This window comes from Sphingobacterium sp. GW821-FHT03E03 (genome assembly GCF_059420745.1).
The window spans coordinates 195335-218358 of record NZ_JBWKUH010000002.1; the positions used below are offsets into that span (position 1 = coordinate 195335).

Annotated in this window: 23 protein-coding genes and 1 other RNA gene; 10 read left to right on the forward strand and 14 right to left on the reverse strand. The window is 39.3% G+C overall.

What is annotated here, in order from left to right; genetic code table 11:
* Positions 1–294: 294 nt before the first annotated feature.
* The 5 genes from dprA (at position 295) to accD (ending at position 4540) form a co-directional block, all read left to right on the forward strand.
* Positions 295–1416 carry a DNA-processing protein DprA gene (gene dprA, locus AC07UV_RS04195; protein WP_495182822.1) on the forward strand — a complete coding sequence of 374 codons (1122 nt, stop codon included), beginning with the start codon at positions 295–297 and terminating at the stop codon, positions 1414–1416.
* 85 nt (positions 1417–1501) lie between these two features.
* Complete coding sequence (locus AC07UV_RS04200; RefSeq protein ID WP_495182823.1) at positions 1502–3004, forward strand: MFS transporter; 1503 nt, start codon at positions 1502–1504, stop codon at positions 3002–3004.
* Positions 2997–3224 (forward strand): DUF6814 family protein, encoded by a 228-nt coding sequence (locus tag AC07UV_RS04205; protein ID WP_495182824.1) that lies wholly within the window; start codon positions 2997–2999, stop codon positions 3222–3224. The genes AC07UV_RS04200 and AC07UV_RS04205 overlap by 8 nt, the downstream gene beginning before the upstream one ends.
* A gap of 150 nt (positions 3225–3374) precedes the next feature.
* Positions 3375–3472, forward strand: an RNA gene (gene ffs / locus AC07UV_RS04210) — signal recognition particle sRNA small type.
* 225 nt (positions 3473–3697) lie between these two features.
* Entirely contained in the window at positions 3698–4540 is an 843-nt protein-coding gene (accD, locus tag AC07UV_RS04215) for an acetyl-CoA carboxylase, carboxyltransferase subunit beta (protein WP_282250364.1), read from the forward strand.
* Positions 4541–4631: 91 nt separating this feature from the next.
* Here accD and AC07UV_RS04220 read toward each other — a convergent pair whose 3' ends face one another.
* A complete protein-coding gene (locus AC07UV_RS04220) occupies positions 4632–4967 on the reverse strand; it encodes a hypothetical protein (protein WP_495182825.1) in 336 nt (111 codons plus the stop codon).
* A gap of 296 nt (positions 4968–5263) precedes the next feature.
* On the opposite strand from AC07UV_RS04220, the gene AC07UV_RS04225 reads away from it, so the two are divergent.
* Positions 5264–5599, forward strand: coding sequence for a MerR family transcriptional regulator (locus AC07UV_RS04225; RefSeq protein WP_077437903.1), 336 nt, complete (start codon positions 5264–5266; stop codon positions 5597–5599).
* Between the two features lie 155 nt (positions 5600–5754).
* Positions 5755–6114: a DUF488 domain-containing protein gene (locus tag AC07UV_RS04230; RefSeq protein ID WP_495182826.1), complete on the forward strand. Its 360-nt coding sequence runs from the start codon at positions 5755–5757 to the stop codon at positions 6112–6114.
* A 98-nt stretch (positions 6115–6212) separates the two neighbouring features.
* Here the strand turns inward: AC07UV_RS04230 and AC07UV_RS04235 are convergent, their stop codons facing one another.
* Together AC07UV_RS04235 and AC07UV_RS04240 are read right to left on the reverse strand one after the other, a co-directional pair.
* The gene (locus AC07UV_RS04235) at positions 6213–6707 is read right to left on the reverse strand and encodes a metallophosphoesterase family protein (protein WP_495182827.1); all 495 of its coding nucleotides are present in this window, start codon (positions 6705–6707) and stop codon (positions 6213–6215) included.
* A 3-nt stretch (positions 6708–6710) separates the two neighbouring features.
* Complete coding sequence (locus AC07UV_RS04240; RefSeq protein WP_495182828.1) at positions 6711–7418, reverse strand: tRNA1(Val) (adenine(37)-N6)-methyltransferase; 708 nt, start codon at positions 7416–7418, stop codon at positions 6711–6713.
* A 95-nt stretch (positions 7419–7513) separates the two neighbouring features.
* On the opposite strand from AC07UV_RS04240, the gene AC07UV_RS04245 reads away from it, so the two are divergent.
* Positions 7514–8671, forward strand: a complete 1158-nt coding sequence (locus AC07UV_RS04245) for a hypothetical protein (RefSeq protein ID WP_495182829.1) — start codon at positions 7514–7516, stop codon at positions 8669–8671.
* A 219-nt stretch (positions 8672–8890) separates the two neighbouring features.
* Here AC07UV_RS04245 and mutS read toward each other — a convergent pair whose 3' ends face one another.
* The gene (gene mutS, locus AC07UV_RS04250) at positions 8891–11497 is read right to left on the reverse strand and encodes a DNA mismatch repair protein MutS (protein WP_282250370.1); all 2607 of its coding nucleotides are present in this window, start codon (positions 11495–11497) and stop codon (positions 8891–8893) included.
* 144 nt (positions 11498–11641) lie between these two features.
* On the opposite strand from mutS, the gene AC07UV_RS04255 reads away from it, so the two are divergent.
* Positions 11642–13168: a TlpA family protein disulfide reductase gene (locus tag AC07UV_RS04255; protein WP_495182830.1), complete on the forward strand. Its 1527-nt coding sequence runs from the start codon at positions 11642–11644 to the stop codon at positions 13166–13168.
* A gap of 52 nt (positions 13169–13220) precedes the next feature.
* Positions 13221–13985: a monofunctional biosynthetic peptidoglycan transglycosylase gene (gene mtgA, locus AC07UV_RS04260; RefSeq protein WP_495182831.1), complete on the forward strand. Its 765-nt coding sequence runs from the start codon at positions 13221–13223 to the stop codon at positions 13983–13985.
* A gap of 162 nt (positions 13986–14147) precedes the next feature.
* On the opposite strand, the gene AC07UV_RS04265 is transcribed toward mtgA, so the two are convergent.
* From AC07UV_RS04265 to AC07UV_RS04310, 10 genes are all read right to left on the reverse strand, one after another.
* A complete protein-coding gene (locus tag AC07UV_RS04265) occupies positions 14148–14606 on the reverse strand; it encodes an ABC transporter ATPase (RefSeq protein WP_495182832.1) in 459 nt (152 codons plus the stop codon).
* 25 nt (positions 14607–14631) lie between these two features.
* Complete coding sequence (locus tag AC07UV_RS04270; protein WP_495182833.1) at positions 14632–15177, reverse strand: DUF420 domain-containing protein; 546 nt, start codon at positions 15175–15177, stop codon at positions 14632–14634.
* A 4-nt stretch (positions 15178–15181) separates the two neighbouring features.
* Positions 15182–15913: an SCO family protein gene (locus AC07UV_RS04275; protein ID WP_495182834.1), complete on the reverse strand. Its 732-nt coding sequence runs from the start codon at positions 15911–15913 to the stop codon at positions 15182–15184.
* 12 nt (positions 15914–15925) lie between these two features.
* Positions 15926–16303 carry a cytochrome C oxidase subunit IV family protein gene (locus tag AC07UV_RS04280; RefSeq protein ID WP_112373816.1) on the reverse strand — a complete coding sequence of 126 codons (378 nt, stop codon included), beginning with the start codon at positions 16301–16303 and terminating at the stop codon, positions 15926–15928.
* 27 nt (positions 16304–16330) lie between these two features.
* Positions 16331–17065 (reverse strand): cytochrome c oxidase subunit 3, encoded by a 735-nt coding sequence (locus tag AC07UV_RS04285; RefSeq protein WP_120261491.1) that lies wholly within the window; start codon positions 17063–17065, stop codon positions 16331–16333.
* A gap of 9 nt (positions 17066–17074) precedes the next feature.
* On the reverse strand, positions 17075–17656 hold the full coding sequence (locus AC07UV_RS04290) for a cytochrome c oxidase subunit 3 (protein ID WP_108635990.1): 582 nt from the start codon (positions 17654–17656) through the stop codon (positions 17075–17077).
* A complete protein-coding gene (gene cyoE / locus AC07UV_RS04295; protein WP_282250381.1) occupies positions 17656–18561 on the reverse strand; it encodes a heme o synthase in 906 nt (301 codons plus the stop codon). Before cyoE ends, AC07UV_RS04290 begins: the two co-directional genes overlap by 1 nt.
* Before the next feature lie 73 nt (positions 18562–18634).
* Entirely contained in the window at positions 18635–19678 is a 1044-nt protein-coding gene (locus tag AC07UV_RS04300; protein ID WP_495182835.1) for a COX15/CtaA family protein, read from the reverse strand.
* Between the two features lie 80 nt (positions 19679–19758).
* Positions 19759–21630, reverse strand: coding sequence for a cytochrome c oxidase subunit I (locus AC07UV_RS04305; protein WP_181390647.1), 1872 nt, complete (start codon positions 21628–21630; stop codon positions 19759–19761).
* Between the two features lie 28 nt (positions 21631–21658).
* Positions 21659–22996 (reverse strand): cytochrome c oxidase subunit II, encoded by a 1338-nt coding sequence (locus tag AC07UV_RS04310; protein WP_282250384.1) that lies wholly within the window; start codon positions 22994–22996, stop codon positions 21659–21661.
* Positions 22997–23024 lie beyond the last annotated feature (28 nt).

The window sequence follows — 23024 nt, forward strand, 5'->3', positions numbered from 1 at the left end:
AAAGTCTGCAAATGATATTGCATCAAATGCAATAAGACAAATGAGCAATCCTGCTCAAAAAATCATCAGCCAGTCACAATGATATGAAACGTTCGGTACAGAAACTCTGCACGACTTACCATTTCTATAATGGCACAAAATCCAAGGCATATCATGATCTAGTGTATTTCTGTTGCACTTTCATCCAATCAAAGATTATACATGTGTTTAAAATAACCTTCAACACGAATTGCTTATTCTAATGAAAAGTCATACAAGATTTATAATTTTTCACTATATTTAAAGTACCCAATTATGAAACTAATCTATCCCATAGCTTTGACTAAGATCAAGGGCATTGGCCCTAGAACAGCCCGTAGTATCATAGCCCATAGTGATAGCTTAGCGGATTTCTTTTCCTATTCAAAAAAAGATCTGATGCAAATCCCTGGAGTAAGGGAATCAATTGCAGATGCAATACGCAACAAAACATACCTGGAAGCCTGTGAAAAAGAACTAGCTTTTATTGATAAACATCGCATCAAAGCCTTATGGATCGAAGATAAGGACTACCCTGATCGACTCAAGCAATGTGATGATGCTCCCCTCATGTTATATTACAAGGGACATGCCGCACTCAACACAACAAAAGTGATCAGTATCGTTGGGACGAGACATGCAACATATTATGGGCAGCAGCTATGCGAAGACTTTATTCAAGGCTTAAATGAAAATCAAGATCTTCTGATCGTCAGTGGTCTAGCATATGGTATTGATGCATTGGCACATCGAAACGCCCTAAAGAACAATATACCAACAGTTGCAGTGCTCGGACATGGATTGGATCGGATATACCCTGCCTCGCACCGGGAGCTTGCGTCAAAGATGCTCGAACACGGAGGCTTATTGACCGAATTTACATCTGAAACCATACCTGAGCGGGTCAATTTCCCGATGCGTAATCGCATTATCGCAGGAATGGCAGATGTCACGATCGTCGTAGAAGCAGCAATCAAAGGCGGAGCTTTGATTACCGCCGAGATAGCAAATAGCTATAATAGAGATGTATGTGCCTTTCCGGGATCCATTTACGAAAAGAGTAGTGAAGGAACCAACTATCTGATCAAAACAAATCGGGCACATATGATCAGACATGTTCAGGATCTCGAATATCTGATGAATTGGGAAATCAGTAAAAAAAATGAGGCAAACCAACAATTAGCGCTTCCCTTTAAATTGGATAAGGATCAAGAGCGCCTTTTTAACCTCATTCATGCAACAGGACAACTGGAGCTTAATCAGATGATCGAACAGCTTCAATGGCCACAGAGTAAATTGGCGCTGGTCTTATTGGAATTGGAAATGCAATCACTGATCCATTCACTACCGGGAAAAGTCTATAAATCGCTTGGACAACCACTTGTAGCAACCAAATAAATTATCTGGAGGTTACACAACAAGATTTTAAATAATACATACAATATTTCTACAATAAGCAAACATAACACTAAACCAATTATTAATGAACGACAACAGTACAAAGAGCATCTGGAAAGTCATCGGAGCCTCTTCCATGGGGACACTTATTGAATGGTATGATTTTTTTATTTTCGGAAGTCTCTCCATCGTAATATCAACGAAGTTTTTCCCCTCCGACAATCCGACAGCAGCCTTTCTATCTACATTAGCCACTTTTGCCGCTGGATTTGTCGTACGCCCTTTCGGCGCCTTGTTTTTTGGTCGATTAGGCGATATCATAGGACGCAAATACACCTTTATGGTGACACTGATGCTCATGGGTGGTGCAACATTTTTGATCGGTTGTATCCCAAGCTATGCAAGCATCGGTTTTTGGGCGCCATTAATTGTACTGATCCTACGTCTCTTACAAGGACTCGCTTTGGGCGGTGAATATGGAGGCGCAGCCACTTATGTTGCAGAACATGCGCCAGTGGGGCAACGCGGTTATTGGACTTCCTGGATACAGACGACAGCTACATTTGGCCTATTTATATCCCTCGTGGTGATTCTTTTAACCAAAAGTTTTCTGAGTGAAACACAGTTTGACAGTTGGGGCTGGCGCGTCCCTTTTCTGCTCTCCTTAGTTATGGTTTATGTATCATATCTCATCCGTAAAAAGATGAAGGAATCACCCGAGTTTAGTAAAGCTAAAGCTGAAGGGAAAACAAGTACAAATCCATTAAAAGAAAGTTTCGGGAATCGCTATAACCTCAAGTTTGTGTTACTAGCCCTATTTGGTGCAGCGATGGGGCAAGGTGTCGTTTGGTACACCGGTCAATTCTATTCCATGAGTTTCATGAAAACAGTCATGCATCTCCAATCTGATCAGGCTGATACCATTTTAGGTATCGCATTGCTGCTAGGCACCCCCTTCTTTGTCGTCTTTGGATGGCTTAGTGATAAAGTTGGCCGTAAATGGATTATGTTGGGCGGCATGCTCCTGGCTGTGCTGACCTACCGTCCAATCTATGAATCCATGTACCAGCTATCGAATGTTCAACAGAAAACAAAATTAAATGAAACAACAACACCAAGTACCGAACAAAATTCAGCCATTGTTACCGTCACCAAAAGTCAATATAACGATGGAACAGAAATGACCAGTTCAAAAATACAACATCAGACAGGTGAGCTTAAAGGAAAAGAAACGATTAAAACAACCACCCATTTGGCCGGTAAAAATTATATCCTACTCGTTGCCCTTATATTTATTCAGGTGATCTATATTACGATGGTATATGGACCCATTGCGGCATTTTTGGTCGAACTATTTCCCGTAAAAATCAGATATACGTCCATGTCTTTGCCCTACCACGTCGGTAATGGTATATTCGGAGGGCTCCTACCTGCAGTTTCCACTTACCTCACCACAAATGCTGAAGCTTCCAATACCCCACAATTTTATTTAGCGGGATTAGGATATCCCATCATTATAGCCGCTGTCTGCTTTATCATTGGTAGCCTATATATCAACAACAAATCAACACCTCCAAACCATGAATAATCTAAAAAAGCTTCTTGGTATCGTATGGATCATTTTGGCCATATACACCGCATACTTTTCCATTTTTGAATTGGCATTACCTAAGATTTCAACAGGGCACCAAGAGGACCTGGTCTTTGGTATCATTATACTCTGTATCTTAACACCAATCATTTCTCTCGGTTTGGGGCTGTTTGGGTACTATTCTTTGTTGGGCGAGTACGACAGAGAGAAGATGTAATGCGTTAAAAAATACTTTATGGCCATCTTAATGGATTATTTATACCAGCAAGATGGCCCTCCGAACAATTTATTCTAATGAGAATCAGCACCCTAGAATAAAAAGGCATTTTTTCTTTCCTAAAACTATTTTTTTTTCTACTTTTGTGGCGGGTAAGTCTTCTACGACCAGCTCCCATTGACTCCCCCAGGTTGGGAACAAAGCAAGGGTATTTGGTTGAGCGGTGCGATAGGAGTAGCTTACCCTTTTTTTGTGCCCAAATTTTTGGTTCAATGCTCCTGCTTAACCTTAATTCAGCTCCTTTTTTAACAAAACAATTTGCGTTCTAAACTGGTCTATTATTATACATCGGAATATTAAAAATTAAGCTTTCTAGACAAATACACTGATTTACTGCCATTTACATTCAACGCAATTATAATTGTATATAAAAGCATTTTTATCTAAGTTTGTAATCGAATAAGAACTATCGTATGAGTTGGTTTAAAAGAGAAAAAGCTGGTATTAGCACAGCTACCGCTAATAAAAAAGAAGCACCAGATGGCATGTGGAACAAGTGTCCCACTTGTAAAAAGCCGTTGTTGCATCTTGAACAAGTAGAAAACGACTATGTTTGTCAATATTGTGACCATCATTTAAGAATTGGCTCCAAAGAATATTTTTCAATTTTATTTGACAATAACGAATTTACTGAACTATTCCCTAATCTAAATTCTGGTGATCCACTGGAATTCTTCGATTCAAAACCATACCCTGAACGCTTAAAAGAAAGTCAAGCAAAAACAGGTCTGAAAGATGCAATACGCTCAGGTCACGGAAAAATGAATGGCAAAGACATCGTGATCGCTTGTATGGACTTTAGCTTCATTGGTGGATCAATGGGATCTGTTGTAGGAGAAAAAATTGCACGTTCGATTGATTACTGTATTGAACATAAAATTCCATTTATGTTGATCTCAAAATCAGGTGGTGCGCGTATGATGGAAGCTGCATTCTCTTTGATGCAAATGGCAAAAACTTCAGCTAAATTAGCTTTATTGGCGCAAGCAGGACTTCCTTATGTTTGTCTATTGACGGATCCAACAACAGGCGGTGTTACTGCATCCTATGCTATGCTAGGCGATGTCAACATTGCTGAACCGGGCGCGTTGATCGGATTTGCTGGCCCTCGTGTTATTAAAGAAACAATCAAAAAAGATCTTCCAAAAGGATTCCAAACATCCGAGTTTGTCCTTGAACATGGATTTTTGGACTTCATAGTTGACCGTAGACAATTAAAAAACAAAGTAGCTACTTATCTCAAATTGGTCGGATAAAACGGACAAAAGGAAAGCTAAATAAAAAGAAGCTCTTAAAATATATTTTAAGAGCTTTTTTATGCTCTAATTAATTCCAGATTCACAATATTTATAAGTGATGCCAAAATGCCCAAATCTTCCTTTTTGACAAGTAATCGGGATCATCTTCGTGACGATAAGCTTCTCGCTCGAAAGAAATATGGAGATAGGCCTGATCAAAATCGCGCAAGCGAACAAAACGGATGACAAATTCACACAAATACCAAAGGTAGAACAACACAATCCCCAATTCCAATGCCTGGCGCAAATGGATGCGCTCATGGCGGATTAATGCCCTATTATCTTTAAAAAAGCCATATTTTAGAAATATAATAGGAAAGATAGTAATCGCATTAGCTTTACCAAAAGAGAATAAATTTGTCCAAAATTTGCTAACTATAATCATACGATCAATCAAAATAGGTTTCAAACCTAGCCAAACTTAGCTAATTTAGCCTTCATTTACAATGATAACTATAATGCATAAATAGCAACATCATAGACTCAAGGTCTGCAAGCCCTACAATAAGCCACACACCAAATGTTCATCACTTTTAAAAATCCGTTTGGAATCAGAAAACAATTCGCTATTACCGACTCATTTTCATAGCTCTATTTCCTCTTGAACTAAAATAAGAGATCGCAAAATTTCTTTTTGAACTGGAATTTTTATTAAGTTTGCTATAGATTAATTGCGAAGATATGCCGTACAAAGAGCGTGAAATAAATAAATTGTATTATACAATGGGAGAAGTGACAGAGATGTTTGATGTAAATGCATCCCAGATACGTTTTTATGAGCGTGAATTTGATATTCTTCAACCCAAGAAAAATAAAAAGGGCAACCGTCTCTTTACGCAAGAAGATATCGCAAACCTCAAAATCATCTTCAATCTTGTCAAAGAAAAAGGATATACGCTACAAGGCGCAAGAGACTATCTCCGTGACAATAAATCCGAAGCAAAAGAAAATCAACGCGTAGTAGACTCTTTAGAACGGTTAAAAAGCTTTCTCTTGGAAGTACGTGATTCCTTATAAGCAATCAAAGATACGCTGTCCTACGACTACTTTATCCCGAAAATTGGTTACTATCAAGAGAGAACACGAAATAAACGGCTTCCGCTTTTCACTTAAAATCATATATTTATAGTATTGTAATCCATCGCGTAATATAATCTATAAAAAGCAATCCCATGAAGATCGTGATAAAAAGGATTTATGATCTACCCTCACCCGATGATGGTTATCGTATGCTTATCGACAGACTTTGGCCACGTGGAATGACTAAGGAAAAAGCCAGTTTGTCAGAATGGAATAAAGACCTATCCCCCTCCTCAGAGCTCCGTGTCTGGTTTCACCAAAACCCAGATCTATGGGATGATTTCGCAAAAAAATATAGAGAAGAACTCGATCAGCAGGACTTTGGAAAAAAATGGCTGGAAGCCCATAGGCAACAAACCGTCACGACATTGCTGTATGCAGCTAACAACAAATTACGCACACATGCCACAATTTTGCAGCAATATCTAAAGGACCTTCAATTGACTATGTAATCGATATGCTTACGGATTCCTGCATTGGGCTAGCGGCAGCAATTTTTCTGGCAAATAAAATCTGATCTATAGAAGTCTTTAAATAGATCTTTTATTGGCTATCGCTCATTAAGTTCAATAACTTCTAGGTTTTCGATCTTATCTTTATTTATCTCAAAGCGCATGAGTGTTCTTACTTTATGCCAACCATGTTTTCCTGCAGCTCCGGGATTGAGATGAAGACAACTGATTTTCGGGTCAAACACAACTTTAAGAATATGGGAGTGTCCTGTGATAAACAACTTAGGTGGATTTGCCATTAACTCGGCCTTTATCCGTGCTGCATACTTGCCAGGATAACCACCAATATGGGTCATAAAAACCTCCACCTCCTCACAGGTAAATCGCAAATCCTCGGGAAAACGTAAGCGAAGATCTTTTCCGTCAATATTACCGTATACCCCACGCAAAGGCTTAAAAGCTTCCAATTGGTCCGCGACATCAGCATCGCCAAAATCTCCTGCGTGCCAAATTTCATCACAATCAGCAAAGTACTTGAATACAGATTCATCTAAATAAGAATGTGTATCCGAAAGAAGTCCAATTTTTATCATAGTCTAGAAAGCTAAAAAATAAGGTGCCAAGGCGTCCTTGTAAGATTCCGAGTAAATGCCTTTGGATTTATAAATCACAAATTCGCGCTGGTCAATCGCTGTTGTCTGCATACGCCCAAAGGTCACAATCTTTCGAATAACAGGATCCCTATCGAATGATCTTATCTGAATTTCAGCAGTACAATACAACCCATGATCAATCGCTAGTGCGGTTAGGGTTTCTGCAAGTTGAGTAGGGAGAATCAAAACGAGATTACCCCCGGAAGTTAAATGCAACGATGCAAAGTATAGCAATTCACGGAAAAAGTCCAGATCAGTGTGCCGGGCCAATTTCCTCCGCGCATCTGGGTTATGCAACGAATCTGTATAAAAAGGAGGATTCGATACAATCAGATCATAGTGTTCGCCTGTTTGCAATTGTTGAAATGACTTGGCATGCAATACAAGACGGCTCTGAAAAATCGAATTACTGAAGTTTCTACGCGCCATCTCTGCAGCCAACGCATCTATTTCCACAGCCTCTATCTGACTATCTATCAAGCGTTGAGCCAGCATAAGGGCAATCACGCCAGTACCAGTCCCCACATCCAAAACACGTTTTGCACCCTTTGTATCAACCAATGATGCCAGCAATACCCCATCCGTATTGATCTTCATCGCACAATTGGATTGATCAACTTCAAATTGTTTAAATCGAAATATTGACGCCATGAGCCAAAGATAAAACTTTTGGAATGTTTGCTGCAAAATAACGACAGCATCATACAATTAATTTGTTAATTTAGTCTCTGATAAATCCATAAGCCATGATGATCCGTCAGTTCATTTTTGCAGTATTCCTATTAATCTGTTTCCCTGCGACACAAAAGGTATGGGCACAGGAAACATGTGAAAAACACACCGCAGAAATCCTCCCCCTACTAACAGGTACACTGAACAACAATGAGTTCAACCGAATAGAACCATTATTAAATACCCTACAAGCCAGTTGTGGTGTAACGGAATTTGGCCAACGTTTGCGGATTCTTCTGCTCATAATCGAAAAAAAGAATAGTTCCGCAGAAATTGAACGTTATATCAACAATCAATTGGATAAGACATTTGTTCAACGCTTAGATGCGGCCGACCGGGATGACTTTGCGGCTCAGTATGAACAAAATAAAGAAAAGTACAATTTCTACCCCTTGCGACATCCCTTGGATAATTTAATCAAGATCAGAGCCAAGGCACTCGTGTCATCAAGCAATTATACGCTCAATAATGATGAAAGAGATATTCTTCAACTATTTGCTGACACGGACACTCCGGAAAATGGGCAAGCAGACCAGGATTATACCCAAGATGCTGAAAGACCTATTACCCCTCCTAAAACCTATGGGAACAGAAGTAAATCCAAATTAGGTTATGTCCCTTTGGTCGGTGTAATGAGTCCCTTAGGTGGTTCGAATAAGATCTTTGGCAGCAATGTCACCTTAGGGTTTATGTTGATGAGTTCTTTGGAACGTAAATTTATCTTCGAGGGAGGTTTTAAAGTACGGATCAATTCAAATGATAGAAATATCGACTATAATTATGAAGGGTCCAATGTTACGGTCAATTCTTCCGCAACGGGATTTATAGGCGGTGCTGTAGGATACAAAATTTTTGATAATGAAAAATGTATTCTGATTCCCAAGGGAATAATAGGAATAGATATTACAGATACAGGTATTACGGAAAGTATCTATTCAGACGGTTATTATGATCCAGACGGCTACTACTACGAGGGTGGTTACAACGATCGCATGGTCACCATTAACAATGTGCACCTGGGATTGGGCTTCGCCTCTCTTTTTCAGATGAAGAATAAGAAATATGTCGGTATTGAACTTGGTTATCACTATGCACCTTATGACGCAAGCAGCAAGGTCCTGACACCGATACAATCAAACTATGGGAGTGTAGAAGTCTTTTTCAGATTTTAGTTTAAAATAAAACCTTCATGCTCTCACAAGTACAAACAGCTATGAAAATCGAATGAAGGTTCTTTCTTGCAAATAAATAAAGCGAAGCGAGCTCATTGATACCTTAAAGAATACGGATCAATAAAAAATAGACCATTCAGAAAAAAAACACCATTCATTTAGCTACAACAATGGTTCATGCTAAATGAATGGTATTTTCTTAAGCGGTTATATCACTCGTTAATTTTTTAGTAAACGCTGGATTTCATCCAGTTTCATCAATGCTTCCACAGGAGTCAGCGAGTTAACATCCAGGTTATTCAACATATCGCGGATTTTATTTAAAACGGGATCATCAATAGAGAACATCTGCAATTGGTAAGCCTGTTTCTGAATCTTACGCATACTATCTTTGATCTGCTCCCCACCAGTACGTTCCTGTTCCAATCGTTTTAAAATCTGATTGGCACGGTTCAATAACTTTGGCGGCATCCCCGCCAGCTTGGCAACATGGATACCAAAACTATGCTCCGATCCCCCTGGTACCAGTTTACGCAAAAAGATCACTTTATTATTGACCTCCTTTACAGTTACATTATAATTTTTGATACGGTCAAGCGAAGTTGACAGCTCATTCAATTCATGATAATGTGTCGCAAAGAGAGTCTTCGCTTTAGCCGCAGGATGATTATGCAAATATTCTGCTATCGCCCAAGCGATTGAAATTCCATCATAAGTACTTGTTCCACGTCCAATTTCGTCCAAAAGGATCAAACTCCGATCAGACAGATTATTCATGATACTGGCCGTTTCGTTCATCTCTACCATAAATGTAGATTCACCTGAAGAAAGGTTATCTGAAGCCCCTACACGAGTAAATATCTTATCGACCAAGCCTATTTTAGCTTCCTTGGCTGGCACAAAACAACCGATCTGCGCCATCAATACAATCAAGCCAGTCTGACGGAGCAGGGCGGATTTACCGGCCATATTGGGACCAGTAATAATAATAATCTGCTGCGCTTTCGGGTCAAGATAAGTATCGTTGGTAATATAGTCCTCCCCTATAGGTAGATTTTTTTCGATAACAGGGTGACGTCCCCCCTTGATATCCAAAATCTTACTATCGCTAACTACCGGTTTAACGTAGTAGTTTTTCTCGGCGACGATAGCAAAGTTGAGTAAAACATCCAACTTCGCAATAAGTTGTGCATTTAGCTGAACCGGCTTAATATATGCTGCAATGGCAGCCATTAGCTCGGCATACAATCTATTTTCCAATGCCTGGATCTTTTCCTCCGCCCCAAGAATCTGCTCTTCATATTCTTTGAGTTCCTCTGTGATATATCGTTCGGCATTCACCAAAGTCTGCTTACGTATCCATGTTGTTGGAACCTTGTCTTTATGCGTATTGGTTACCTCCAGGTAATAACCAAAGACATTGTTAAATGCTATTTTTAAAGATGGTATACCCGTCAATTCAGATTCCCTCTTTTGAATTTCCAGCAAATAATCTTTACCGCCAAAAGAAATCTTGCGAAGGCGATCCAGTTCCGCATCCACTCCGGCAGCGATTACACTACCCTTATTGATTGCCACAGGAGGTTCTGCCTGCAATTGTTGTTCAATCCGTTCACGAATCGCCACGCAGGCATCCAATTGATCGGAAATCAGGGCCAAAGACTGCGCATCCTTACGGTCGGTCAATTCCTTGAGCTTTTCAATAGCATATAATGCGCGTTTCAATTGGACGATCTCTCTGGGATTAGCTTTTTGGAGTCCGATTTTTGATATCAACCGTTCCAGGTCACCGACTTGCTTGATCTGGCCGATCAGGTCGTCCCGCAGTTCACGGTTGTTAAAAAAGAAATCCACGACATCCAAGCGTTCCTGGATACCCTTTTTATCTTTCAATGGCATTACAATCCAGCGCTTGAGTAGACGTGCCCCCATTGGACTGGCTGTATGATCGAGGACGTCTGATAGCGTAACAGCATTTTCATTCATGGAACCGATCAGTTCCAGATTACGGATCGTAAATCGATCGAGCCACATAAACCGGTCCTCTTCGATCCGTGAAAGCGTAGAGATATGTTGTAGGTTACGGTGTTCTGTCTCATTGAGGTAGTGCAGCGCAACCCCAGCAGCAACGATGCCAGCCGGCATCCGGTCCACACCAAAGCCTTTCAGCGAAGCCACTTCAAAGTGCTTTAGCAACGCTTCGGTAGCATAATCTCCGGTATAAGGCCACTCATCCAAAAAATAAGTATAATAATGTGCCCCGAATTGTTCGATAAAATCCTTACTCTGTTTCTTTGGCAAAATAATTTCAGTCGGTTTGAAACCCTGAAGTAGTTTATCGATGTAAGATGTACTTCCCTGAGCAACCAGAAATTCACCCGTCGAAATATCCAAAAAAGCAATACCGATCTTATCCTTATCCGTAAAAATAGAAGCGAGATAGTTATTCGATTTCTGTTGAACAATATTATCATTGTAAGAGACACCCGGAGTAACCAATTCGGTGACACCGCGTTTAACGATCGTCTTGGTTGTTTTGGGATCCTCCAGCTGATCACAGATTGCTACCCGTTGACCTGCACGCACCAATTTAGGGAGATAAGTCTCCAGAGAGTGGTGCGGAAACCCCGCTAAAGCCGTTTCTGATTCAGAACCATTTCCCCGCTTGGTCAAAACGATACCCAAAATCTGAGCCGCCTTGATCGCATCCTCACCAAATGTCTCGTAAAAATCGCCAACACGGAACAACAATAACGCCCCAGGATACTTGATCTTGATCGCATTATACTGCTGCATTAACGGTGTTACTTTCTTTTCTTTTGCCAACTTCTAAAATCAAATTTGTGAAGCGTAAAAATAGGATAATATCATCGCTTTGACAAATTACAATATCGAACAAATTTTAACATTAATTAAGAGGGCATGATTTTTTTAAATTAATATATTTGACTTACATATAAACCACTTGTTATGAAAGTCTATATTATTGCCTTATTGCTTCCACTATGGCTGCCATGTATGCTTTATGCACAAAAGAATCTTGAACCACTTTCTCTAACGGATAATTCCTATGATCAATTGAGTAAAAAGCAACTGGCGAAAGTGACCGGTAAAATCCTAAATGCTAGTCAGGAAGAGTTATCCAAAATCCAAATCCAGTACAGTATCGTCAATTTGATGGGCCCGCATCAAAGTAATGCAACGATACCAGTAAACGCTGATGGCACATTCGAATTTACACAAACGCAGAACGCGCCCTATCAGCAAGTCTGGTTCAAATTGGGTGACTATGCCTATACCTGCCTTTATCTTCAAGACGGTTTAGAACTTATCTTTGATTTAGAAAAGCTGAAGAAGAAAAACGTTTACATGATCGGTGATGGCATTTCCTTTGCTGGAAAAGATGCAGAAGTAAATCGACAGATGAATGCGTACATTTTATTCGATAAGGAGCATAATCCCGATTTTTATAAACCTCTGCGAGAGCTCGAGCCCAAAGACCCGCACTTTCAGCAAAAATTAGACTCCCTATTTACAATTCAAAGAAATACAAATACTGCCTTTTATAAAGCATATAATACGACCTGCAAACCGCTAATTGATGCGATGACCAATGCGCAGTACACCTTCAAACTGTTGAATTACTATTTGACGAATAGAATCAAAAAAGAAATCGGTGATGATCTATTAATCCCAATTTACTCCATTTCCAATGAAGTTAGCGAGTATTGCCGATTTTTAAATTATTATACCAAATATGTTCTCTATCCGGACAACGAAAGTCGTGACGACGTTGTTAAAGTATCCGATTATATTACCAAAATTTTTCCAGAAAACTATGCTGATATCGTCAATCTAAAATTCGAGGATAATGATATCCAAACTCAAAATACCATGTATAGTAATTTATTGCCCAAATTAAGAAGTGCATGGGCCAGGGAAAACCTCGGTATTGAAATAAGGAATTTAACAACCAAGCAGGAAAAACTAAAAAGGATGCTCGACACTGCACCTACAAAATCCGTACAAAGCTCTTTCGGCACATTAATAAAAGAGTTCCCTTTCGATGCAGCATTATCAGTGAACAATACGAAAACTGGTGCCGAGCTTCTTCAGACCATCAAGGCAAAATATCCGAACAAACTTATCTTATTGGATATATGGGCGACCTGGTGTGGACCCTGTCTTGGTCAGATGCCCTATAGCAAAAAACTACATCACCAAGCAAAGGAGGAAAAAGTTCCGGTAGAATTTATTTACCTCTGTACGGACGCTTCCTCTGACCAACAAAAGTGGATCAACAAAGTAGCAGAACTGGAACAGCCAGGCACACATCTCTTTGTTGAAAACAATTTGATTAGCGAACTATTTTCCCTATTTAACCGTTCCGGATTTCCAACATATGTTGTTATAAAACCGAATGGCGAAATAGATACAAAAGCCATATCGTGGATGAGTGGTGTAACTTTGGAAAAATTAAAAGAAATGATGAAGTAACGCATGGAAGTATAAACTTTTGATGTTATGTTTGCACAAATATTGTAGTGATATGGCCATCAAGAGATCTGGTAAACAAAATACGACCAGCAAACAAAAAAATACCTTTAAGAAAGTTTCCTTCAATCCGTTGAAGTCTATCAAATCACCCGTTCTCCGCATCATCAGTAGAATCGTGCTTTATTTTATTGGTATTAGTCTTTTTTGGGTAATAAGCTTGCGGTTCATTAACCCGCCTATTACCTGGTTAATGATTCAACGGGGTTTTGAACTTAAGGAACAGGGAAAAGGGTTTAAGTTAGAAAAAAACTGGTTGAGTTATGATGAGCTTTCGGATAATCTAAAGCTAGCAGCGATTGCAGGTGAGGATGCACATTTTATGACACACTGGGGTTTTGACCTTAAAGGCATTCAAAATGCCATCAAGAAAAATGCACAGGGTAAAAAACTCCGTGGCGGAAGTACAATTAGTCAGCAGGTTGCCAAAAATGTCTTTCTCTGGCCGGGACGTTCCTGGTTAAGAAAAGGATTCGAGACTTACTTTACGGTCTTAATTGAAACATTTTGGAGTAAAAAACGTATTCTTGAGGTCTATCTCAATGTCATTGAAATGGGACAGGGAGTTTACGGCGCAGATGCAGCTGCTGAATATTACTTTAGCAAAACAGGAAGCAATCTGTCCAAAAAACAGGCCGCATTGATTATTGCGATCTTGCCAAATCCGCGCGAATGGGATGCCCGTAATCCTTCTGCTTATGTCAACAGAAGGGCGAATGCGATCGCCAAATATTTACATCATTACACTATTCCGGAATAATACCCCCCTATTGGATCTTAGCATTAAATATGGAGATTTCAATGATTTGACGCAACAGATGGAATGCAGAACTCTTCCTTTAGTATACAGTTCATTGCGATCTCGTAACACCATAAAAAAAAGCCATTGATGAAATGGCTTTTTTTATACATGTTATTTTCGTTATGCAAATAATCTTTTGTGCCAGCTTTCCTTAAAAGGAACCACCCAGGCATTATCCAATTGGTGCTCGTAAGTAATTGTATTATCAAACACAAGCGTGTTATCATCTATTTCACCTGCAGCCAATAACCTTTCAAAACCCGAACGACTGACTACTGCGACGACGCCGCTCGTGGACTTATACGCAAATTGCATACGATCGAAGAGTTGTACCCCGTACTTTTCTTCTATCCCTTTCAGAAAACGAACAGAGCTATCTACAGAGCAACCGGAAGCAGCAGCAATATCCTCGTCAACCTTTAGGATAATAAAAAGGTGATCGCGAAGCTCAGCGGAAGCAGACAACGGCTTTCCATGAACCTTCCATTGTTCAGCAAAAGCGGCTAGTTCCACCGAAATTTGCCCTCCTTCTTCAACCGAAAGTATACGATCAGCCTGATAAATCCAAATACGTTTCATAAGTACACTCCTTTCTTTTATTAAATTAACCTATATAATAGGGTGAAATCATCAAATAAACAATGACACCTGTCACGGCAACATAGAGCCACATGGGGTAAGTAATCCGTGCAAGCTTTTTATGTCGCGCATACGATCCCGAGATACCTCTTACAAAAGTAAAAAGTACAAACGGTATAATTATAATAGACAAGAGAATATGCGTGATCAATATAAAGAAATAGATTGGTCTCAAAATTCCCTCACCCCCATATTTTGTTTCAATAGACGTCATGTGATAAGCTACATACATCGCCAAAAAAGCCAAGGAACAGGCAATACAACATTTGATCAAACGTTCATGCAGCGCTTTGTTACCTTTCTTTATTGCAGCTACCGCCCAAAACAGCAAAATCGCAGTAATACCATTGATCGTCGCATAAATAGGCGGCAAAAACGTCAATGGCTTCACATCATAACCTAATTTTTGTAGATTGACTGTAAACAATACGGCCACGACAACTGGTATCACAACAGAAAGCACCCAAATCCACCTACTGTATTTTTTCTCTTTGATAAGACTCTCTTCCATGTTTCTAAAATCTCTTTTGTTCTATCGTAGCGGGATGATTTCGGATCTCCTCCACCAACAATAATTTAATTTCATCTTCCAACCGATCAATATCCGTCTTGACATTGATATCATAGATTCCTCTGATCCGTCCCTTTGTGTCAAGCAAAAGATAGTTGGATCCGATGATAAAAGGTTTTGCTTTGTCTTTACTTGCGATCGCATCCTGTAACAAACTCTCTTTGGCAAATTTAAAGATATCAACAGAAGGATCTGTCACAAAAAACCAAGATTTAGTCCAGGGTTTGTAAACTTTAGCATATTTCGCGAGCACCTCAGGAGTATCGTATGTGGTATCAACTGTAATGGAATACAGCTTTACCTTTTTATTATGAATAAAACGATTGGCGATCTGATCTAATCTTTTAATCATCGTTCTTGACAGCGATGCATCCCGCGAATACATCAGGTGAACGACCGAAAGTGTCGTATCATTATCCAATAAATGTACAGGCTTACTATCGTAATTAACGAAATTGACCGAAGGCACAGTATGATAGATTGTATCAGGGATATCCCGTCCCCATTTACGGTGCGTTGTTCCAGGAACTTCCTTCTTCCCAAAAATAGGTAGGGAAACGTAGCTATTGGAACCACTTTTATTTAGTATAAAATATAAAAATCCTGGCAATAAAAGAATTACTGCCAGGATCAATATAGTTTTAATACCTTTCTTTTGTCCAGTATTATTATCCATTATTCACTTTATCTATTTATTTGGAAACAATTGATGCTCCTGAAAAGCACCAGCCAAGAAACCTCCCTCAACTAACATCAGGACGATAAAATAAATAATAAAAATAAAGACTATTGCTACGGTAACGATGAAACTCGATTTTTCAAATTTCAAGTGCATAAAGAATGCAACGATATAATATGCTTTAACCAAAGTTAAAACGATATAAATAGTATTTACCAATGCACCTTTGGTTAAAATTTGCCAGTGGTGAACAAAACCTAATGCAATTAAGAACTCTAGACAAGTAAGCGCCAAAAGTACGCCAAATACTCTCCAGATGGCTTTCTTATCCATCCCACCTTCGTGAGCGTGCTCTCCGTGAGCGATATTATCTTGATATTGTGACATAGCGATCTAAAATTATTAATTCAGTGATTAGATTAAGTAGAAGAATGTAAATACGAATACCCACACCAAATCCACAAAGTGCCAATATAAACCTACTTTTTCAATCATTAAGTAAGAACCACGATTTTCGAATGTATTATTTAACGTCATGAAAAGAATGATGATGTTTAAAATAATACCAACTGTAACGTGGAAACCGTGGAAACCTGTGATCGTAAAGAACAAGTTTGCAAATTGCAACGCCGAAGTATAGGAAATATCGTGTGTAAAGTAAGGTAACAATGCCGTCTTAATTGCATCTCCCTCCAAACCAGTCGCTGGGTTTTTACCAAACCAGAATCCCATGTGGTGTAAGTGGGTCCACTCGATAGCCTGACAGCCTACGAAACAGATACCACCCAAAATCGTCCAAAGCATCCATTTAACGACTTCATTTTTTTGATTACGGTGGCCAGCTTCCACAGCCAAAACCATCGTTACCGAAGACATAATCAAAATAAACGTCATCAAACCAACGAATACCAAAGGTTGACCATGATCAGCAATACCCGGGATAGATTGGAAAATCTTATCAGGATCAGGCCATGTTGGGTGAGAAAAGCGTTGCGCGCCGTAATAAACCAAAAATGCAGAAAATGTGAAGGCATCCCCTACCAAGAAAAACCACATCATGATTTTTCCATACTCTAAGTTCCAAGGTGATTTTCCACCATTCCATGGACCAGTTTTTACCTTATCCAATTGCGATACTGTTGTACTCATTGTTTACTATTATTGATTCAAAAGTAAGAAAACATATATATAAATCCATAAAAGATCGAGAAAATGCCAAAAAATACTGGCAAGATCCATGCGGAAAAGATTGCCGTCCTTAGGAAGTTTGTTAACTCCTATAATCGCGCCAATCAAAACGATCAAACCCGCAATAATATGTGCCAAGTGCATCCAAATAAAAACGTAAATAAACGATTGGGATGCATTGTTATTCACAAAATAAACACCTCTTTCGATTAATACGTTCCAAGCATGTACCTGTAACGCAAAAAACACGATACCCAAAACAAAAGTGACCATCAACAATGCCTTTTGTTTGGAAGAATCACCATTTTTAGCCGCTTTATGCGCTAAAAACATCGTAAGACTACTTACCGCAATCACAATTGTGCTATACAATAGTGCATTTGGTAATAAGGTCTTGATCCCTTTGTCCACGCCACTCGCTGTGTATACAATGAAACCACTGGATAACGCAGCAAACATCATGAACATACCCAACATACCCAACCAAAGGTTGAATTTCTGAGCCTTTCTCTGTACTAACTTCTCGTCAGTCTGTGCTTGTATATCTAACATTATTTCAAAGGAATAAAGTTAAGCAATAATACGAGTTGTGTAACAGGTAAATAGATGAACGATGTAAACATAACTTTCTTTGCCGAAGGAATATCACAATTCTTAAAAAGCAAATAGCCATAATAACCAAACATCAATCCACCAATGACCGACACTATCGTAAACCAAATTCCACCAAAGCCAAAATAATAAGGTATAAATCCAGCAGGAATCATTAACAATCCTGTAATGAATACCATAAAGGCTGATATCTTATCACGTTTTGTAGTTGGTAACAACCTAAAACCAGCCAATTTATAGTCATCATCCACAACCCAAGCGATTGCCCAGAAATGTGGAAACTGCCATAAAAATTGAATCGCGAACAAAACAAAGGGAATAATAATAATTGCGGCTTCGTTGTGTCCACTGTAATAGGCCAGATCATCCTGTGAAAAGGCCGCATAATAACCAATTAATGGTGGAAATGCGCCCGGAAATGCCCCTACAAACACGGCTATTGGTGATTTTCTTTTTAACGGCGTATAGATGAATGCATAAAGTAGGATACAAAAAACCGACAGTAGGCCAGCGACAAAATTTAAGCGGACCAATACCAAGGTACCCAAGATGCCCATAAAGACACTCATTACCAAAGCTTGACCTGTTGTCATCCGACCAGAAGGTAGCGGTCTATCCTCTGTACGTTTCATCAACTTATCTAGATCTTTTTCGATGATTTCGTTAAAACCATTGGCAGAACCTGTTACCAGAAAACCACCTACAGTCAACAACAACCAATTGATCCAGAAAATTTCACCCTGTTGTTTTGATCCTATCAGAAAAGCAATTGACGCGGAGAATACCACCGTCAACGTAAGTCTTAACTTAACTAGCTTTTTAAAATCTGAAATAAATTCTTTCATAATTAAAAGAGACCTCCTACTACCAGTGTATTCAAACACATACTTTTTAACATAAACATCTCGAATTTCAAAATTAGTGCCTTTGCTTATTCAACAGCAACAACAGATAAAATTGAGCACCAAATAAAAGTGTCCCAACAACCAGATGCGTTGTCTGTGCAAATGCAGGTATTGCAAATCGAGCTAAGATAATTCCTGATAGCATTTGGATACCCACGAGGATCAACACGATCAAAGCAAATTTAAACTGCTTAGATCCCGTATTGAAACTAGTGCGGACCAAAAAGAATAATACAATAACTAAAATCAAAGAACAATATGCCAACCATCGATGTACTTCGAATTGTTGGCCAATAGCTGTTATAAAATCGGCACGGGCAATGTTGGAGCCAGTCAATAGATCAACTTCCTCCCGAACCCCTGTTCCGACGATCACCTGCGTTAACATCAACAAAATAGAGATCAACGCAAGACCTTTTAATACGCCTAAAGAACGATTAACCAATATGGTCTTGTCACGTAGTGTAACCGCTTTAAAGTATGTATATATACTGATACAAACAATTACAAGCGCCAAGAGCATATGTACTGTGATGATCCAGGGCATTAAATTGGTTGATACAACGATCGAACCTAACCAGGCCTGAATGACCACAACAAAAAGATTAACCACTGACCAAACAACGATCGAACTTTTTGATTTTATATACGTGAAGGAATAAATTGCGGTAAACAATAAACAAAATCCAGAAATAACTCCTACCAAGCGATTGATATACTCCGTCCAGGTCTTTGCAACATTAAATTCCTCATGCTGCAAAATACTTTTATCGGTACGAAACTTATAAGCCATTTCCTTATCACCAAAAAATTCTACGATCTTGGCGAAACGTTCATTCTTTTTTGCTCTCCCTTCAATATAATGCTGTTCGTATCCTTGTGGTAATTGGGAAATATCTGTGGGCGGAATAATACGGTTAAAACATTTTGGCCAATCTGGACATCCCATACCTGAACCTGTACTCCGCACAACACCCCCAGCAATAATGACCATAAACAGTACGATAATCGTAACAAAATTGGTCTTTATAAATCGCTTTTCAGCAGCTGGAAACATAATACTACCCCTACCTCTTAAAATACAAACTTGTATAAAATAGAGTAGGTACAAGCCCTACTCTATTCTACTAAATCTTATTAGTCTTTTCTACCATTTTGAGCATTCCATTCTGCCTGGATACGCTCAGCTTCCTCATCTCCTTCAAAATCGTGAGGCAAATTCGAGCTCATCGTTTCAGAGAAAGGAACATCTTGAGGAATGAAATCCTCACCATGACCTGGCTTACTGTAATCGTAAGGCCAACGGTGTACTGTTGGAATTTCTCCTGGCCAGTTACCATGAATATGTTCTACTGGAGTAGTCCATTCCAACGTGTTTGATTGCCAAGGATTTTGTGTTGCTTTCTTACCGAAGAAGATCGAGTAAAAGAAGTTCCATAAAAATGCAACCTGTCCCAAAGCAGCAATGATAGCAGCCCAAGTAACTAATTGATTCACAGACACCCATTTTGCCATGAAAGCAAACTCGGTAAATGCATAATAACGACGTGGCACACCATCAATACCCATAAAGTGCATTGGGAAGAATACCAGGTAAGCACCAATGAAAGTCAACCAAAAGTGTAAATAACCCAATTTCGTGTTCATCATACGACCAAACATTTTAGGATACCAGTGGTAGACACCACAAAGCATACCGAAGATGGACGCAGATCCCATTACCAAGTGGAAGTGGGCTACAACGAAATATGTATCGTGCAAGTTGATGTCCAATGCCGCGTTACCCAAGAACAATCCTGTTAAACCACCGGAGATAAAGAAAGATACCAAACCGATAGCAAACATCATTGCAGGTGTAAAACGGATATTACCTTTCCACAAAGTTGCTAGGTAGTTAAATGCCTTAACAGCAGAAGGAACGGCAATAATCAACGTTGTGATCATAAATACACCACCTAAGAACGGATTCATACCTGTCACAAACATATGGTGACCCCATACGATAAATGACAATACAGTAATACCGATCAAAGAGTAAACCATGGCATGGTAACCGAAAATTGGTTTACGTGAATTTGTAGCAATAACCTCAGAAGTCAAACCTAATGCAGGCATAACTACGATATATACCTCTGGGTGACCCAAGAACCAGAATAAGTGCTGGAACAAAATTGGAGAACCACCTTCGTTAGGTAAAATCTGTCCTTGTACTACCAAGTCAGACAAATAGAATGACGTACCAGCGGCACGGTCAAAAATCAAAAGAACCACTGCAGATACCAATACTGGGAATGACAACATACCCACGATCGCAGTTAAGAAAAACGCCCAGATTGTCAAAGGCATTTTCCATAGATCCATACCTTTTGTACGCATGTTCAAAATCGTACTTACGTAGTTGATACCACCGATCAACTGAGAAGCGACGAATAGAACCATACTAACCAACCATAAAGTCATACCTGTCGCAGATCCAGCGATTGCAGTTGGTACAGCGGATAATGGTGGATAGATTGTCCAACCAGCAGAAGCAGGTCCGCTCTCTACAAAGAAAGAAGCGATCATGATTACTGATGCAATGAAGAACAACCAGTAGGATAACATATTCATAAAAGGTGACGCCATATCGCGCGCACCGATTTGATATGGAATCAATAAGTTACTAAATGTACCCGATAGACCCGCTGTTAACACGAAGAATACCATGACAGTACCGTGGATCGTCACCAAGGAAAGGAAAAACTCCGGCTTAATACGGCCACCCTCAGCCCATTTGCCCAAGAATACTTCTAATATAGGGAATTCTTTATCCGGCCATGCTAATTGGATACGGAATAATACTGATAAAAGCATCGCAAAAACTGCCATGATGATACCAGTGATCAAGAATTGCTTGGCAATCATCTTGTGGTCACCAGAAAAGATATACTTTCTGATGAATGATTCCTCGTGATGATGTCCGTGCGAATCGTGATGTTCAGCGCTATGCGATATTACTGTACTTGACATATTCGATTTTATATTCAAAAATTCTTAATTAGTTCAAAGATGCTGTAACTTGTACGCTATCCTTTTTTACATTAGCCGTCTTACCACTGAATTCCTTTTGTAGGTCTTCAGTAAAATATTTGTTTTGTTTAGCTAACCACTCTTTATATTGTGCCTCAGTTACAACCACCACTTTCTTTTGCATGTTCCAGTGAGCAGATCCACAGATCTTGTTACATAACATCACAAAATCATAGTTGTAGTCTCCCAAACGATCACGCATTTCTTCTGTTGTTACAGTAGGTGTGAATTGGAAATAGTTGGTCATTCCTGGTACCGCATTGATCTGAACACGGAAATCTGGAATAAAGAAAGAGTGAATAATATCTTTTGAAACGATATGGAAACGAACTGGTTTGTTTACAGGTAACCAAATCTCAGAACCTTGAATATCATCCCATGAATTTTTATCATTAAAATCGATACCGTAAGGATTTGTTGGCGTCGTCATTTTGTAATTACGTTTACCAATAACGCCGTCTGTACCAGGGTAACGCACATTCCATTGGAACTGCTCGCCCAACACCTCGATTTGTAATGCAGATTTTTGAAGATCCTCAGGAACATTTGTAATTGATCTCCAAGTAAAGAAACCGAACAATACCAATACTGTCAAAACTACAGCAGGAACGATTGTCCAAAGCTTCTCAATCGCATTGTTATGCGGATAATAATACGCTTGACGTTTTGCACGCATACGGTACAAAAATGTAAAAGTCATCAACAAAATATGTGTAATAACCAATACAAATGTTGTAATTGCAGTCGTGATGATAAACATGGTATCAATACGTTCACCATGTTCAGTTACCGCAGATCTCCAATATGCGGCACCCCAATGTACGTATGACCAGTAAACACCATAAAGAAATACAACCAAGAAGATAAACAACAATGCCGATTGGAATGTGTTATTCGCAAATGGATTGTATCTACCATTCATTTTTCGTGTCAATTCGTAGATCGAAAGTACCTTGCCAATAACAGCAACGATTGTACAAATGACTAAGAACAATAACACATAGTATGTGAAGTTTTTATAAACCTGAGGGTCTATTTGCTTCACTTCTTCAACAGCAGGAGCAGCTGCGCCAGCTTCTGTAGTAGAGCTAGCAGATGCAACAGCAGCAGTACCTGCTGCCGCTGTTGTATCTTTTGCAACCGAATCCGTTGCTGCAGGGGCAGCTACTGCTGTAGTTGCCGCTTTAGCAGAATCAGATGCTACTGTATCTTGTTGACTTGCAAGAATAGGATTTGCAAAAAGCAGCCCTAGTGCAAGCACAAAACCCGAGATGGATTTGAATCTATTATTTAATTTAAAGCTCATTTCTTTTATAACGTTTTTACGTAACCTT

Coding starts and splice junctions, on each gene's coding strand:
- AC07UV_RS04310 (WP_282250384.1), bottom strand. CDS start 22,996: ATGAGCTTTAAATTAAATAATAGATTCAAATCCATCTCGGGTTTTGTG.
- AC07UV_RS04255 (WP_495182830.1), top strand. CDS start 11,642: ATGAAAGTCTATATTATTGCCTTATTGCTTCCACTATGGCTGCCATGT.
- AC07UV_RS04205 (WP_495182824.1), top strand. CDS start 2,997: ATGAATAATCTAAAAAAGCTTCTTGGTATCGTATGGATCATTTTGGCC.
- cyoE (WP_282250381.1), bottom strand. CDS start 18,561: ATGAAAGAATTTATTTCAGATTTTAAAAAGCTAGTTAAGTTAAGACTT.
- AC07UV_RS04230 (WP_495182826.1), top strand. CDS start 5,755: ATGAAGATCGTGATAAAAAGGATTTATGATCTACCCTCACCCGATGAT.
- AC07UV_RS04280 (WP_112373816.1), bottom strand. CDS start 16,303: ATGTCACAATATCAAGATAATATCGCTCACGGAGAGCACGCTCACGAA.
- AC07UV_RS04235 (WP_495182827.1), bottom strand. CDS start 6,707: ATGATAAAAATTGGACTTCTTTCGGATACACATTCTTATTTAGATGAA.
- AC07UV_RS04220 (WP_495182825.1), bottom strand. CDS start 4,967: ATGATTATAGTTAGCAAATTTTGGACAAATTTATTCTCTTTTGGTAAA.
- AC07UV_RS04305 (WP_181390647.1), bottom strand. CDS start 21,630: ATGTCAAGTACAGTAATATCGCATAGCGCTGAACATCACGATTCGCAC.
- AC07UV_RS04285 (WP_120261491.1), bottom strand. CDS start 17,065: ATGAGTACAACAGTATCGCAATTGGATAAGGTAAAAACTGGTCCATGG.
- AC07UV_RS04240 (WP_495182828.1), bottom strand. CDS start 7,418: ATGGCGTCAATATTTCGATTTAAACAATTTGAAGTTGATCAATCCAAT.
- mtgA (WP_495182831.1), top strand. CDS start 13,221: ATGGCCATCAAGAGATCTGGTAAACAAAATACGACCAGCAAACAAAAA.
- AC07UV_RS04275 (WP_495182834.1), bottom strand. CDS start 15,913: ATGGATAATAATACTGGACAAAAGAAAGGTATTAAAACTATATTGATC.
- AC07UV_RS04225 (WP_077437903.1), top strand. CDS start 5,264: ATGCCGTACAAAGAGCGTGAAATAAATAAATTGTATTATACAATGGGA.
- AC07UV_RS04290 (WP_108635990.1), bottom strand. CDS start 17,656: ATGTTAGATATACAAGCACAGACTGACGAGAAGTTAGTACAGAGAAAG.
- accD (WP_282250364.1), top strand. CDS start 3,698: ATGAGTTGGTTTAAAAGAGAAAAAGCTGGTATTAGCACAGCTACCGCT.
- AC07UV_RS04300 (WP_495182835.1), bottom strand. CDS start 19,678: ATGTTTCCAGCTGCTGAAAAGCGATTTATAAAGACCAATTTTGTTACG.
- AC07UV_RS04245 (WP_495182829.1), top strand. CDS start 7,514: ATGATGATCCGTCAGTTCATTTTTGCAGTATTCCTATTAATCTGTTTC.
- dprA (WP_495182822.1), top strand. CDS start 295: ATGAAACTAATCTATCCCATAGCTTTGACTAAGATCAAGGGCATTGGC.
- AC07UV_RS04200 (WP_495182823.1), top strand. CDS start 1,502: ATGAACGACAACAGTACAAAGAGCATCTGGAAAGTCATCGGAGCCTCT.
- AC07UV_RS04270 (WP_495182833.1), bottom strand. CDS start 15,177: ATGGAAGAGAGTCTTATCAAAGAGAAAAAATACAGTAGGTGGATTTGG.
- AC07UV_RS04265 (WP_495182832.1), bottom strand. CDS start 14,606: ATGAAACGTATTTGGATTTATCAGGCTGATCGTATACTTTCGGTTGAA.